The organism is Exiguobacterium sp. SH31 (genome assembly GCF_001816105.1).
GTDB lineage: Bacteria > Bacillota > Bacilli > Exiguobacteriales > Exiguobacteriaceae > Exiguobacterium > Exiguobacterium aurantiacum_A.
Genome location: NZ_LYTG01000014.1, coordinates 1 through 12,083, shown reverse-complemented (window position 1 = coordinate 12,083; position 12,083 = coordinate 1). Strand labels below are relative to the sequence as shown.

Genomic DNA, 12,083 nt, shown 5'->3' with positions numbered 1-12,083 from the left:
TTTTTTTACATTTGGAAGTTACTCCAATACGTGAAGACGACGAAGAAAACAGTCAAATAAGCGCCGAACACGTATACATACGTTTTTTCAGTCAGTTTCAAGTAGCCTAGTGCGACAAAGAAAATTGTTTGAGCTAAAAAGACAAGACCCATTACGACGAAGTCACCAGTATGTTCGCTACTGCTTTGATCTCCACCGAGTGCGCCCACGAAAGCCAGCGCCGCGATCAACCCAGTCCAAAAGCCTAGGACACGGAACATTCTCGCCATGTTAATCCCCCCATACGTACATTATTCCATTCTCATTCACTATTTTACCAACACATTCAGAAAAATGCTATGAAAACGTGTGAATTGAGCAAAATAATCGTGAAAAATATGTGAAATCGATATGTTGTATAAAGTTGTACAAAAATTCAAAAAAGGTTGTACAAACTATGTACAAAAAGTGGAATAGGTTGTATAATCAACTTACAAACATTGAACGGAACAGGTTGTCAAATAAAAGGAGGCGCTGAAAGTGGCAAGTGAACTTATGTTTTATACGTATCCAAGTTGCACGTCGTGTCGAAAAACGAAAGCGTTTTTACAAGAGCAACAACTTGATGTGAACGAACGCCATATTTTCCGAGACGCTCCGACGGTAGACGAACTCTTGACGCTGCTTGCACTTAGCGAAGACGGAGTCGATTCACTCCTGGCAACGAGAAGTCAAGCGTTCAAACAGCTCAACGTTGACGTCGATGAACTGAAACTGAGCGAGTTGCTGAAGTTGATGAGCGAAAATCCGAAGCTGTTGAAACGCCCGATTTTGACAGACGGTAAAGAAGTCATTGTCGGCTATGACAAGGCGTCAATCGAGACGTATGCCCGCCGCCATGATTTGACTTCGGTAAACGTTTCATAAGACAAGTCCACTTTCTTAAGAGTGGGCTTTTTTTTTATGCTCATTTATGAGGTGGGGACAATGAAACAAGTGATTGATCGATTGATTAAAGCGGCGCGACGGCTCGAGGCGAGCGATGTCCATTTCATGCCAGGCAAAGACGCCGTTATCGTACAGGCGCGTCACGGGACGTCGATCACAAAGCTTGAGACGATACCACGTCCAGACTACGAACGGCTCACATTACATATGAAATATTGGTGTTCGCTCGCTGAAACGGATCATCGGGTTCCACAATCCGGGATATATGATCGAAACAAAGAAATGATCCGGGTCACGTTTTTGCCGTCATTTACTGATGTGCTCATGTCATGGCGTCTGCCGAACGTCTCGTTCCAACTTCAAGAGTTGTTATCTGAAGTGGATGTGTTGCGTTTTAAAGGCATGGCTGAACTACGGCACGGCTTGTTTTTAATCGGTGGCGCGACGGGGGCCGGGAAAACGACAGTCCTCTATGCTTTTCTTGAAAGTTTGAAGAACCACCGGATCGTGACGATCGAAAACCCTCCCGAACAGCAATTGACGGGTGTGATCCAGCTCGAAGTGAATGTATTGGCAGGACTGGATCATAGGCGTTTGTTGAAAGAAACGTTGCGCGCCGACCCGGATATCATCGTTGTCGGGGAGGTGCGGACGAGTGAAGAACTGCGTGTCGCGCATGATGCGGCACTGAGCGGACATTTGACGATCGCGACGTTTCATACGGCGAGTATCGAAGACGGTGAACGCCGTCTCGAACAGTTGGTCGGTAAAGTAGAGGTGCCGCGCCATTGGTGTGTGTTGCAGCGGAGAGAGGAGGTGACTTGCTCATGGTCGATGTCCGTTCCAGTAGGGAGCTGAACACGATCCGGCGCTTCCTGAGACTGCAAGCACGAGGGGTCGGGTTGAAAAAGACGTTCGAGACGCTCGAGTTGCATGAGCGGGGGAAGCAAAAACAACTGATTCATGTGATGCGGCAAAAGCTCGAGAGTGGTCAGGCACTCGCCGACGTTTTCTCTGAACTCGTCACGGATGCCCGCATGCGAGACATGCTCGTGACGGCGGAACGGGGACATCATTTCATTGAAGGTCTAGAACAAGTGCTTGCCTTATCGATGATGCGTCGAGGCTTGCAGCAAGAGTTAAAACAACTGGCGAGGTATCCGCTCGTCATCTTGACGATGCTTTTAGGTCTTGGTGCCATTTATGCGCTGTACATCTTTCCGAAATTGCTCTCGATGGTGCAGGTCGACGATTTAGACGGAATCAGCGCCATCCTCTTGTCACGAGGTTTTTTCCCGGGCTTGTTCGTCGCGCTCGTCTTGACGGGCGGCTGGGGCTATTGGGTCGTGAAGCGAGGCTGGTCCGTCCCGATCCGATTCGTCGAGCGGGGAAGACGACTGTATATCACGTATATGTTTGTCAGTGAACTGTCCTTACTGAGTGAAGGTCAAATTTCGGTTCGTCACGTCATCGAGCGTCTTGCTCACGGGGACGGGGAAGTGGCGCAAATCGCCCGGCGCATCCATGATCGGATGTCTGGTGGGATCGAGTTGGAGGCGGCAGCCCGAGAGGAGCGTCTGCTCGATCATGAAGTCGTCAGCTTGTTCGGGGTCGGGACGGTGAGCGGAGACCTCGGATTGATTATGGCGTTACATCGAGACTTGATCTTTGAAGAGATGGAACTGTATTGGAAGCAACTGATCGCCAAGACGGAGCCGCTTTTGTACGGCTTCTTGACCGTCATGGTGACGATGATGTTCTATACGATTTATTTGCCGGTCAAACTAATTATGGCCCAACTATGAGGAGGAGAATTATCGTGGCAAAACTCAAATCAGACCGTCAGGCAGAGCAAGGATTCACACTCGTTGAAATGGCGGCAGTGTTACTGATCATCTCGGTCTTGTTGCTGCTACTCGTCCCGTCTATGTCGGACGGGAAGTCACGGGCGGATAGCGTCAGCTGTGAAGGGAGCGTACGGATTGTCGAATCTGAAATCAATTTATACTATGCGGAACATAAGGCGTATCCAGAATCGCTCGCCGTCATCAAACGTGCTTCGACCGAGAACCCGCTCGAATATAGCTGTCAGTCGGTGACGTACACGTACACACCGAGCACGGGTGCGTTGGCGCTGAAATGAGACAAGGCGGCTATACGCTCGTCGAGATGGCTTGGGTGCTCGTCGTCCTGTCGTTACTCCTTTTAGTGGCGACGCCTACCGTCCGTTCGATGGATCGGCTCGCACTCATCGACTTCACGGAGGCGCTCGTCCAAGACATCGCCGAGGTCGGTCAGTACCCGTATGTGGCCGCCGATGAAAGATGTGTCCCGCGCTTGAGATGGTACATGAAAGAACGGCAGTATCACATCACGTGCGGGACGACGTCGATCACTTCAGGCGTCGTTCCCGACGGTGTCGAGATGAGCTTGCCGACAACGAACGAAATCGTCTTTTCAAAGTCGGCGGCGACGTATGCCGGACAGTGGAAATTTTACACGGGTCAAGTCGCGGTCACGTTGAAGTTCAGGATGGGCACGTATGAGCCGGAGGTGATCCGTAGTGGGGGAGGATGAGCAAGGCGTCACGTTTTGGGAAGTTTGTTTAAGTCTAGCCCTCCTGCTCGGATGGGTCGGTGTGATTGCGCCGTTCGTTACGGCGGGTACGGAGCGGGTGGAGCGTCTCGAGGCGACGGTTCGGACTTATGAACGGCTTCAAGGGGAGGTGTTGCTCGATGCGGCCGATCCAAGCGGTGAAGTCGAAATTTGTGAACGAGACATATGTCTGCCGACACTCTGAGGATGGCTTCACGTTGCTCGAGATGACGTTCACATTATTGTTGCTCCCCTTGTTCATCGGGCTGCTCGTCCACTTTTTAGCGCTCGGGGAGGCGTTTTACGAACAACCGCGCGGTCAAGTCAACACGACACCACAACTCATCGTCCGCAAACTGTTCGACAGTCGTGACTGTCAGGTGCGAGAAGGTAGACTCGTCGGCACGTACGTTCGACCCGATGAGACGACGTGGGCGTGGACGCTCAAGCAGATCAATCGGAACTTAGTCATGGTGGGCGAAGAGGGAGGGAACTTGTTATTTATAAGAGGAATCGATGGTTATCGCGTCGAACCGTTAGGAAACGGCTACCGGATTCAGTGGACCGACTCGATCGGCCCTCGGGAGAAGTCCGTGATGTGCATGCGCGCGGGTTCTTCGTCATCTCTACGTTAGTCCTCTTGACGTGGCTATTAGCTGCAGCTTTGTTTTGGTATACTGATATCGAACGGAGCACGGAACGTCTGACGCTCGAAATTTTGGCGATTCGCTTCGAATCCCATCTCATGGTCGCCAAACATTCGTGCCAGACAGAAGCAGAGGTCATCGTCAAACCGACCGGTACGATTTTCTGCCGACCGCTCGGGCCAGGTACGACAGAGGTCGAGATCCGATTGAAGACGGGTGAAAAGCATAAAGAGGTGATTTATTTCGATGACTAGACCGTTTTACATCATCGGGTTTATGGGTACAGGTAAATCAAGCTTAAAACGATATCTTGAAAAATCGAATCATGTCATCGATTTGGATGAAGCGCTCGAACGGCATCTTGGAATGGGTTTATCTGCTTATTTCGCCCGACACGGTGAGAGCGCGTTTCGGGCCGAAGAGACGGCGATGCTTCGAAGCGTTCATGCGGACTATATCGTGACAGGCGGCGGAATCGTCGAGCGCTCAGAAAACATCGAATGGATGCGGCGGCATGGGCGCATCATCGCTCTTGAGTTGCCGTTCGAGCTTTGTTGGGAACGGATTAAAGACTCGGACCGTCCGCTCGTGCAACTTGGAAAAAGAAGCGTCGAGGCCTTGTACGAGCGCAGGCGTCCGCTTTACGCTTGCGCCGATGTGACAATCGACGCCTCATTGAGCTCGGAAGCGATTGCTTGTGAACTAGATCGGTTGAAGGAGGAAGACAAATGATTTGGATTAATCTTGGTATTATCGTGCTCGCACTCATCGGGCTAGGCGGATACGGATTTTTATTGTATCGGAACAAAATGAAGACCGATCTGCGCCGTGTGAAACGGTTGACGGAACGGTTTACGATTCGAATGAACGTGATTCAAAGCTTGGTCGGTGAGATCAAACAGCACGTCGACACGGTCAACGCATCGGTAAAGCAGATGAAGGCTTACTCGGTTAAAGTGAAAGACGAGTCGCTCGAACTGAAACAGGCAACGGTCGGCCTTACGAAAGAAATTAAGCGGACCGCTGGAATCGATCGTTCAGGCGTTTCCACTGAGACTGAAATATGAAATAATGAGGATGAAAACGTTTTCGTTTTCAATCCTCTTTATTTTTGCCCATTTTTGCTAGGCAGCGCGTTAAAAACTTGATAGAGTGGAATAGAAAACGAAATATTTCATCAAATGGATTAATTACGTTCGGGATTGGGGGATATTATGGAGAAGTTAACGTTGAAACGTACGCCTTTGTATGACCTGATTTCTACGAAGGCGAAGATGGTGGATTTTGCGGGGTTTGAGATGCCCATCATGTTCTCGTCAATCAAAGAAGAGCATCAAGCGGTTCGGGAGCGGGTTGGCATGTTCGATGTATCGCACATGGGGGAAATTCGGATTGAAGGTCCGGACGCGTTCGAAAACGTCCAACGTCTTGTGACGAATGACGTCTCGAAGCTGAATATCGGGCAAGCGCAATACAACTTGTTCTGTTTACCTGACGGCGGGGTCGTCGATGACCTGCTCGTCTATCGGCTCGATGAAGACGCGTATTGGCTCGTCGTCAACGCCTCGAATATTGAAAAAGACGTGGCCCACGTCCGTCGATACGTATCAGGGGACGTCACTGTGACCGATGAATCGGATGCGTACGGTCAAATCGCGATCCAAGGTCCGATTGCAGAAACAGTACTCGGACGCATCACGGACTTACCGCTGCATGAGATCAAGTTCTTCCGGTTTTTGAGCGGCGACGTTGCCGGTGTGCCGGCAATCGTCTCGCGGAGCGGCTATACAGGTGAGGATGGGTTCGAAGTATACGCCCGGGCCGAAGATGTCTCGAAGATTTGGACTGCGCTTGAAGCAGAACAAGTGACGCCGTGCGGGCTCGGTTCACGTGACACGCTCCGTTTTGAAGCTTGTCTACCGTTGTACGGGCATGAGTTAGACGAGACGGTGACGCCGTTCGAGGCCAACTTGAACTTTGCGGTCAAGCTCGATACCGACTTCGTCGGGAAAGATGCCCTCGTCAAACAAAAAGAAGATATTCCGCGCCGTTTGATCGGCTTGAAGCTGCTCGGCCGCGGGATTGCCCGCCAAGGTGCGCCCGTCTTGTTTGACGGCGAGACGATCGGCGTCGTCACGACGGGAACGATGCCGCCGACCGTTAACGAATCGATCGCTTGGGCCCGGATCGACAGCCGATTCATCGAACAATCAAACTTCATCGTCGAAGTTCGGGGCAAGCAAATAGAAGCCGAACGTGTGCCGACACCGTTTTATAAACGTAAATGAAACAGGGGGATTCAGAATGAACAGAATGGAATTTCGTTATTTACCGATGACCGAGCAAGACGAACGCGATATGCTCCAGACGATCGGTGTCGAATCGATCGAAGATTTGCTTGAAGATATCCCGGCCACGCTCCGGGAGACGGCATCGTTGTCTGCCATCGGCGCTCCGCTCCCAGAAGTCGATCTCGTCCGCCACATGACGAAGCTTGCCGAGAAGAACCTTCACACGAAATCACATCCGAGTTTTCTAGGAGCCGGCATGTACGACCACTTGTCGCCAAGCGTCATGAACCATATGTTGCTCCGTTCTGAGTTTTACACGGCATATACGCCGTATCAACCTGAAATTTCACAAGGTGAACTGCAAGCGATGTTCGAGTTCCAGACGATGATTTGTGAACTGACGGGGATGGACGTCGCCAACTCGTCGATGTACGACGGCATTACCGCACTCGCGGAAGCGACGTACCTCGCGAGCGCTCATACGAAGAAGAAACGTGTCATCGTCTCTGGTGCTGTTCACCCGGAAGCGAAAGACGTCATCCGCACATACGCGGATGGACCGGGACTTTCCGTTGAATATACACATGTTGCGGCCGGCGTGACGAATTTGACGGACATCGATTTGACGGACGCCTCGTGTCTCGTCGTTCAGTACCCGAACTTCTACGGGCGCGTCGAGGACTTGGCGACGCTCGCGAAAGCGGCCCATGATGCCGGTGCGCTCTTTGTCGTATCGAGCAACCCGCTCGCACTCGGTATTTTAGAGTCTCCTGGTGCGCTCGGGGCCGATATCACGGTCGGCGATGCCCAACCGTTCGGGATCCCGCAAAGTTTCGGTGGTCCATCGTGTGGCTACTTCGCCGTCAAAAAGGCGCTCATGCGTAAACTGCCGGGTCGTCTCGTCGGTCAGACGGTCGACGAGGACGGGAAACGCGGCTTCGTCTTGACGCTACAGGCACGGGAACAGCATATCCGCCGCGATAAAGCGACATCGAACATCTGCTCGAACCAGGCGCTCAATGCGCTCGCCGCCTCGATCACGATGTCCGCGCTCGGGAAATATGGGATTCGTGACATGGCCGTCCGCAACATTCAAACGGCCCACTATATGAAAGAGGCGCTGAAGTCGGCCGGTCACCCAATCATCGATGAAGGACCGATGTTCAACGAGTTCGTCGTCGATTTCGGTACCGATGCGGAAACCGTGTCACGCCGCTTGCTTGACAATGGGATCATCGGTGGATTGCCGCTCGGAACGTATGATGCTGATCGTCAAACACAGATGTTGCTATGTGCGACCGAACTGCGCACGAAAGAAGAGATTGACGGATTTATTGAAGTGGTTGGGGGGACGAACTGATGCAACACGAACAAACGCTCATTTTTGAAGTGTCACGTGCCGGACGTACCGGTTACAACTTGCCGACACCGACCGTGCCCGAAGTTGATATCGAGGCGCTGTTACCGGCGTCGATGATTCGTCAAGAGGCGGCCGAACTGCCGGAAGTGTCGGAACTAGATGTCGTTCGTCACTATACGTCGCTGTCGACGCGGAACCACGGTGTCGATTCCGGCTTCTATCCGCTCGGATCATGTACGATGAAATACAACCCGAAAGTGAACGAAGATATGGCACGTCTGCCTGGGTTCGCCCACATCCACCCGCTCCAACCGATCGAATCGGTGCAAGGGGCGCTCGAGATGATGGTCGACCTTCAAGACCAGCTCGCTGAAATCACGGGGATGGACGAAGTGACGCTCCAACCGGCAGCCGGGGCCCACGGGGAATGGACCGGACTCATGTTGATCAAAGCATTCCACCAGCATAACGGCGATATGAATCGGACGAAAGTACTCGTCCCGGACTCGGCGCACGGGACAAACCCGGCCTCGGCCGTCGTCGCCGGATTCGAGACGGTCACGGTCAAATCGGATGAGCGTGGACTCGTCGACCTCGCTGACTTAAAAGCGAAAGTCGGGGACGACACGGCAGCGCTCATGCTCACGAACCCGAACACGCTCGGTTTGTTCGAGGCAGACATTCTTGAAATTGCCAAAGTCGTCCATGAGGCAGGCGGTAAACTGTACTACGACGGTGCCAACTCGAACGCGATTCTAGGGATCGCTCGTCCTGGTGATATGGGCTTTGACGTCGTCCACTTGAACTTGCACAAGACGTTCACAGGACCGCACGGCGGCGGCGGCCCGGGCTCGGGACCAGTCGGCGTCAAGCGCGACTTGATCCCGTACTTGCCGACACCGATCGTAAAAAGAGCGGACTCAGGCTTTGCGCTCGATTACGATCGCCCACAGTCGATCGGACGCATCAAACCGTTCTATGGAAACTTCGGCATCAACGTACGCGCCTACAGCTACATTAAGACGATGGGCGCCGAAGGGCTGACGCGTGTCTCGCGCGAAGCAGTGTTGAACGCCAACTACATGTTCGCCCGTTTGAAGGACGCGTTCGATGTGCCGTACGACACGTACTGCAAGCACGAATTCGTCTTGTCGGGTAAACGTCAAAAAGCACTCGGTGTCCGTACGCTCGACATCGCCAAACGATTGCTCGACTTCGGATACCATCCGCCGACGATCTACTTCCCGCTCAACGTCGAGGAGTGCATCATGATCGAGCCGACCGAGACGGAATCGAAAGAGACGCTCGACGCGTTCTGTGACGCGATGCTCCAAATCGTCAAAGAGGCAGAAGAGAATCCGGAAATCGTTCAGACGGCGCCGCACACGACGGTCGTCAAACGACTCGACGAGACGCTCGCTGCCCGTAAGCCGGTATTGAAGTATGAGCGACGCCAACCATCGTCAATCAACTAAGCCAAAACCCGCTCGCAATTCGCGAGCGGGTTTTTGATTTGTGCCAAGATGAGTGGTTGTGACGATTGTATGAACTAAAAAATGTCTTAAATGTGAATAGTTGAACAAGTGTGTAGACTTGAAACTATATAACTAGCAAACTAGTTATATAAGAGGAGGTGATGAAGATGGAATGGACTTTGAAAACAGACGAAGAACTTCGCGAATCCTTACGTATCTGTCAATTTGATGAGGGAGAGCTCGAGCGACAAGCCGCCTTCCATAAAGGACTGGCAGATCCAACTCGGTTAAAGATCGTCCGCCTGTTAGGCATAGCCCCGATGTGCTTATGTGAACTGTCGAGCGCGCTCGAGGTGCCGAACTCTACGTTGACACATCACCTCCGTTTGCTAGAGCGTGGTGAAGTCATTCGCTCGACACGCTTGGGACGGAACACCGTTTTCCAATTGACAGAGAAAGAAGTGGGTGAACATGTTTGATCGGATTGGAGACTTTATCGCATACGACGTCCTTGATCTAAGTGGCCGTTTCGGTGAAGCTGTACAATTTTTCGTGATGGACGTCGTAAAAATAACCGTCCTGATGAGCATTATGATTTTTGTGATCGGATATATTCGCAGTTATTTCCCTGTAGAAAAAGTTCGCGACTATTTGAGTGGCAAGCGGAAAATCGGCGGATATATTGGTGCCGCTGGTCTAGGCGTCTTGTCGCCGTACTGTTCCTGCTCGACGATCCCCTTTTTCATCGGGTTCGTGGAAGCGGGTATTCCGCTCGGGATGACGTTCACGTTTCTCATCACGTCACCGATTGTGAATGAAGTTTCCATCGTCCTTCTCATCTCGATGTTCGGTTGGAAGATCGCGTTCTTATATGTATTTGCAGGGGTGATGGTCGCATTGTTCGCTGGCCTGCTAATTGAAAAGTTACATCTTGAAAAGTATGTGCAAGACTACGTATATCAAATCAAAAGTCAACAAGTCGCGGTCACAATTGAATTATCACAAGCAGATCGTTTAGTGACAGCGCTCAATAGCGTCTATGAGACCGTAAAAAAAGTGGGACCTTATTTACTGATTGGGATTGCGATCGCGGCAGGGTTTCACGGGTTCATCCCGGCCGAGTTCATTATGCGTGTCGCAGGGGGAGATAACTGGTATGGCCCAATCGTTGGAACGTTGATCGGGGTCCCGCTCTATTCCAATGCGATCGGGACGTTGCCAGTCATCGAAGTGCTCGTAGGGAAAGGGATGGCGATCGGAACGGCTCTTGCATTCATGATGTCGACCGTCGCTTTGTCTGTACCTGAAGGTCTATTGTTGAGCCGAGTGTTGAAGAAAGAGCTCGTCATCATTTTCTTCGTCATTGTGACGTTAGGGATCACGATAATTGGTTACTTATTCAATTTTATACTATGAGGAGGAGTCAAACATGAACATAAAAATTTTAGGGACCGGGTGTCGCAATTGCAAAACGCTGGAGCAAAATGTCGTAGAAGCGCTACGATTAACTGGGAAGACGGAGACGGTTGAAAAAGTGACGGACATCGAGCAAATCATGTCGTATGGAATTATGAGCACGCCTGGCCTCGTCGTCAATGAGGAAATCAAATCGGTAGGGAAAGTTTTAGCACCGAAATCAATCGCTAAATTCTTTTGAACGTTCAATCAAACAAGCGTTGCCCCAACGAATGTTGGAGCAACGCTTGTTTGTGAGGGTCAGTCTTTTTTGACTTTCCCTTTCCAGTTTTTAAATCCGCCTTCAAGCATATAGATGTCGGTGTAGCCATTTTTCATGAGCAGTTTGGCCGCCTGGTTCGTACGTGACTTGCCTTGGCAGTACATGAGGATCGGTTGATCTTTCCGTAGCTCTTTCATTCGAAGTTTCATCTGGCCGACCGGGATATTACGGGCCCCGATGATGTGGCCTCCCTTGTACTCGTTCGGTTCACGGACGTCGATCAATTGTCCTTTGCGGAGCGAAGCGCGAAATTCTTCTTGTTTCATTTTTTTCAAACCACGAGCCGGCATGAAGCGCCAGACGATATATGCGATGAGCGCAGCCCAGAGGATGATGACGAGGATTGTTTCGATTCCCATTGATGTTCTCCCTTTCTCTATTAAGTTTCACCAACATTCATTATAAAGAATTTAAGGTCATGAGACAATGATTGACTAGACGATTTGCCCGTTCTGCTTTCGGTTTTACACGGGTTACGCTAAAATGGAGATTGGAGAACGGAACATAAGGGGAGGCTACGCCCATGCCGACACCGAGTATGGAAGACTACTTAGAACGAATCTACTTACTGATGGTCGAGAAAGGATACGCCCGTGTATCTGATATCGCCGAACATTTAGGGGTGCATCCCTCCTCAGTCACGAAAATGGTGCAAAAGTTAGACCGGGAAGGTTATTTGGTGTATGAAAAATACAGAGGCCTAATGTTGACGAATAAAGGGCAGAAGATCGGCAAGCGGCTCGTCGAGCGGCATACGATGCTCGAGTCGTTCTTGCGGCTGATCGGAGTCGATGAAGCGCACGTCTATGAGGATGTTGAAGGCATCGAACATCATTTGAGTTCGAACACGCTTGACTGCATGACCCAATTCGTCGAATTCTTTGAAGACAAACCCGAGCTGATGGAGCAGTTTCGACAGTTTCAAGAACTGAATATGACACGCGATGAGTGAAATCGACCACTAGCCGACTGTTGAAGCGGATAGTGGTCTTTTTTTTATGCGCCTTAACCAAAATCCGAACATTAACATCGTTTTATTGAATTAAATCC

At 51.2% G+C, this 12,083-nt stretch carries 19 protein-coding genes; 17 read left to right on the top strand and 2 right to left on the bottom strand.

Going from position 1 to position 12,083, the window contains the following annotated elements; translation table 11 throughout:
- Window positions 1-5: 5 nt before the first annotated feature.
- Complete coding sequence (locus A6395_RS02450; RefSeq protein WP_070327035.1) at window positions 6-269, bottom strand: DUF2626 domain-containing protein; 264 nt, start codon at window positions 267-269, stop codon at window positions 6-8.
- A gap of 265 nt (window positions 270-534) precedes the next feature.
- Here A6395_RS02450 and A6395_RS02445 point away from each other — a divergent pair, with 265 nt between their 5' ends.
- The 16 genes from A6395_RS02445 (at window position 535) to A6395_RS02370 (ending at window position 10,952) form a co-directional block, all read left to right on the top strand.
- A complete protein-coding gene (locus A6395_RS02445) occupies window positions 535-906 on the top strand; it encodes a Spx/MgsR family RNA polymerase-binding regulatory protein (protein ID WP_016510368.1) in 372 nt (123 codons plus the stop codon).
- A 60-nt stretch (window positions 907-966) separates the two neighbouring features.
- Window positions 967-1,785 carry an ATPase, T2SS/T4P/T4SS family gene (locus A6395_RS02440; RefSeq protein ID WP_233589558.1) on the top strand — a complete coding sequence of 273 codons (819 nt, stop codon included), beginning with the start codon at window positions 967-969 and terminating at the stop codon, window positions 1,783-1,785.
- Entirely contained in the window at window positions 1,755-2,732 is a 978-nt protein-coding gene (locus A6395_RS02435) for a type II secretion system F family protein (RefSeq protein WP_071397732.1), read from the top strand. Before A6395_RS02440 ends, A6395_RS02435 begins: the two co-directional genes overlap by 31 nt.
- Window positions 2,733-2,746: 14 nt before the next feature.
- Window positions 2,747-3,070, top strand: a complete 324-nt coding sequence (locus A6395_RS02430; protein WP_084812908.1) for a prepilin-type N-terminal cleavage/methylation domain-containing protein — start codon at window positions 2,747-2,749, stop codon at window positions 3,068-3,070.
- On the top strand, window positions 3,067-3,504 hold the full coding sequence (locus tag A6395_RS02425) for a prepilin-type N-terminal cleavage/methylation domain-containing protein (RefSeq protein WP_071397730.1): 438 nt from the start codon (window positions 3,067-3,069) through the stop codon (window positions 3,502-3,504). Before A6395_RS02430 ends, A6395_RS02425 begins: the two co-directional genes overlap by 4 nt.
- Window positions 3,491-3,727 (top strand): hypothetical protein, encoded by a 237-nt coding sequence (locus A6395_RS02420; RefSeq protein ID WP_071397729.1) that lies wholly within the window; start codon window positions 3,491-3,493, stop codon window positions 3,725-3,727. The genes A6395_RS02425 and A6395_RS02420 overlap by 14 nt, the downstream gene beginning before the upstream one ends.
- Complete coding sequence (locus tag A6395_RS02415) at window positions 3,663-4,157, top strand: hypothetical protein (protein WP_131442950.1); 495 nt, start codon at window positions 3,663-3,665, stop codon at window positions 4,155-4,157. The genes A6395_RS02420 and A6395_RS02415 overlap by 65 nt, the downstream gene beginning before the upstream one ends.
- Window positions 4,121-4,423, top strand: a complete 303-nt coding sequence (locus tag A6395_RS02410; protein ID WP_071397727.1) for a hypothetical protein — start codon at window positions 4,121-4,123, stop codon at window positions 4,421-4,423. The genes A6395_RS02415 and A6395_RS02410 overlap by 37 nt, the downstream gene beginning before the upstream one ends.
- On the top strand, window positions 4,416-4,901 hold the full coding sequence (locus A6395_RS02405) for a shikimate kinase (RefSeq protein ID WP_252100500.1): 486 nt from the start codon (window positions 4,416-4,418) through the stop codon (window positions 4,899-4,901). Before A6395_RS02410 ends, A6395_RS02405 begins: the two co-directional genes overlap by 8 nt.
- Entirely contained in the window at window positions 4,898-5,236 is a 339-nt protein-coding gene (locus A6395_RS02400; protein ID WP_071397726.1) for a hypothetical protein, read from the top strand. The genes A6395_RS02405 and A6395_RS02400 overlap by 4 nt, the downstream gene beginning before the upstream one ends.
- A 147-nt stretch (window positions 5,237-5,383) precedes the next feature.
- Window positions 5,384-6,457, top strand: a complete 1,074-nt coding sequence (gene gcvT, locus A6395_RS02395) for a glycine cleavage system aminomethyltransferase GcvT (RefSeq protein ID WP_071397725.1) — start codon at window positions 5,384-5,386, stop codon at window positions 6,455-6,457.
- 25 nt (window positions 6,458-6,482) lie between these two features.
- Complete coding sequence (gene gcvPA / locus A6395_RS02390) at window positions 6,483-7,820, top strand: aminomethyl-transferring glycine dehydrogenase subunit GcvPA (RefSeq protein WP_071397734.1); 1,338 nt, start codon at window positions 6,483-6,485, stop codon at window positions 7,818-7,820.
- Complete coding sequence (gene gcvPB, locus A6395_RS02385) at window positions 7,820-9,295, top strand: aminomethyl-transferring glycine dehydrogenase subunit GcvPB (RefSeq protein WP_071397724.1); 1,476 nt, start codon at window positions 7,820-7,822, stop codon at window positions 9,293-9,295. The genes gcvPA and gcvPB overlap by 1 nt, the downstream gene beginning before the upstream one ends.
- Window positions 9,296-9,462: 167 nt before the next feature.
- Window positions 9,463-9,774 (top strand): ArsR/SmtB family transcription factor, encoded by a 312-nt coding sequence (locus tag A6395_RS02380; protein ID WP_236633684.1) that lies wholly within the window; start codon window positions 9,463-9,465, stop codon window positions 9,772-9,774.
- On the top strand, window positions 9,767-10,711 hold the full coding sequence (locus A6395_RS02375; protein WP_071397723.1) for a permease: 945 nt from the start codon (window positions 9,767-9,769) through the stop codon (window positions 10,709-10,711). The genes A6395_RS02380 and A6395_RS02375 overlap by 8 nt, the downstream gene beginning before the upstream one ends.
- A gap of 13 nt (window positions 10,712-10,724) precedes the next feature.
- Window positions 10,725-10,952 carry a thioredoxin family protein gene (locus tag A6395_RS02370; RefSeq protein WP_071397722.1) on the top strand — a complete coding sequence of 76 codons (228 nt, stop codon included), beginning with the start codon at window positions 10,725-10,727 and terminating at the stop codon, window positions 10,950-10,952.
- A gap of 59 nt (window positions 10,953-11,011) precedes the next feature.
- Here the strand turns inward: A6395_RS02370 and A6395_RS02365 are convergent, their stop codons facing one another.
- Window positions 11,012-11,392: a rhodanese-like domain-containing protein gene (locus A6395_RS02365; protein ID WP_016510373.1), complete on the bottom strand. Its 381-nt coding sequence runs from the start codon at window positions 11,390-11,392 to the stop codon at window positions 11,012-11,014.
- Between the two features lie 164 nt (window positions 11,393-11,556).
- On the opposite strand from A6395_RS02365, the gene mntR reads away from it, so the two are divergent.
- Window positions 11,557-11,985 carry a transcriptional regulator MntR gene (gene mntR, locus A6395_RS02360; protein WP_070327049.1) on the top strand — a complete coding sequence of 143 codons (429 nt, stop codon included), beginning with the start codon at window positions 11,557-11,559 and terminating at the stop codon, window positions 11,983-11,985.
- Window positions 11,986-12,083 lie beyond the last annotated feature (98 nt).

What these genes read in the sequence shown, in the direction of transcription:
- A6395_RS02400 (WP_071397726.1), top strand. Translation starts at nt 4,898, where the DNA reads ATGATTTGGATTAATCTTGGTATTATCGTGCTCGCACTCATCGGGCTA.
- A6395_RS02415 (WP_131442950.1), top strand. Translation starts at nt 3,663, where the DNA reads ATGCGGCCGATCCAAGCGGTGAAGTCGAAATTTGTGAACGAGACATAT.
- A6395_RS02435 (WP_071397732.1), top strand. Translation starts at nt 1,755, where the DNA reads ATGGTCGATGTCCGTTCCAGTAGGGAGCTGAACACGATCCGGCGCTTC.
- A6395_RS02365 (WP_016510373.1), bottom strand. Translation starts at nt 11,392, where the DNA reads ATGGGAATCGAAACAATCCTCGTCATCATCCTCTGGGCTGCGCTCATC.
- mntR (WP_070327049.1), top strand. Translation starts at nt 11,557, where the DNA reads ATGCCGACACCGAGTATGGAAGACTACTTAGAACGAATCTACTTACTG.
- A6395_RS02440 (WP_233589558.1), top strand. Translation starts at nt 967, where the DNA reads ATGAAACAAGTGATTGATCGATTGATTAAAGCGGCGCGACGGCTCGAG.
- A6395_RS02380 (WP_236633684.1), top strand. Translation starts at nt 9,463, where the DNA reads ATGGAATGGACTTTGAAAACAGACGAAGAACTTCGCGAATCCTTACGT.
- gcvT (WP_071397725.1), top strand. Translation starts at nt 5,384, where the DNA reads ATGGAGAAGTTAACGTTGAAACGTACGCCTTTGTATGACCTGATTTCT.
- A6395_RS02425 (WP_071397730.1), top strand. Translation starts at nt 3,067, where the DNA reads ATGAGACAAGGCGGCTATACGCTCGTCGAGATGGCTTGGGTGCTCGTC.
- A6395_RS02445 (WP_016510368.1), top strand. Translation starts at nt 535, where the DNA reads ATGTTTTATACGTATCCAAGTTGCACGTCGTGTCGAAAAACGAAAGCG.
- A6395_RS02405 (WP_252100500.1), top strand. Translation starts at nt 4,416, where the DNA reads ATGACTAGACCGTTTTACATCATCGGGTTTATGGGTACAGGTAAATCA.
- gcvPA (WP_071397734.1), top strand. Translation starts at nt 6,483, where the DNA reads ATGGAATTTCGTTATTTACCGATGACCGAGCAAGACGAACGCGATATG.
- A6395_RS02375 (WP_071397723.1), top strand. Translation starts at nt 9,767, where the DNA reads ATGTTTGATCGGATTGGAGACTTTATCGCATACGACGTCCTTGATCTA.
- A6395_RS02450 (WP_070327035.1), bottom strand. Translation starts at nt 269, where the DNA reads ATGGCGAGAATGTTCCGTGTCCTAGGCTTTTGGACTGGGTTGATCGCG.
- gcvPB (WP_071397724.1), top strand. Translation starts at nt 7,820, where the DNA reads ATGCAACACGAACAAACGCTCATTTTTGAAGTGTCACGTGCCGGACGT.
- A6395_RS02370 (WP_071397722.1), top strand. Translation starts at nt 10,725, where the DNA reads ATGAACATAAAAATTTTAGGGACCGGGTGTCGCAATTGCAAAACGCTG.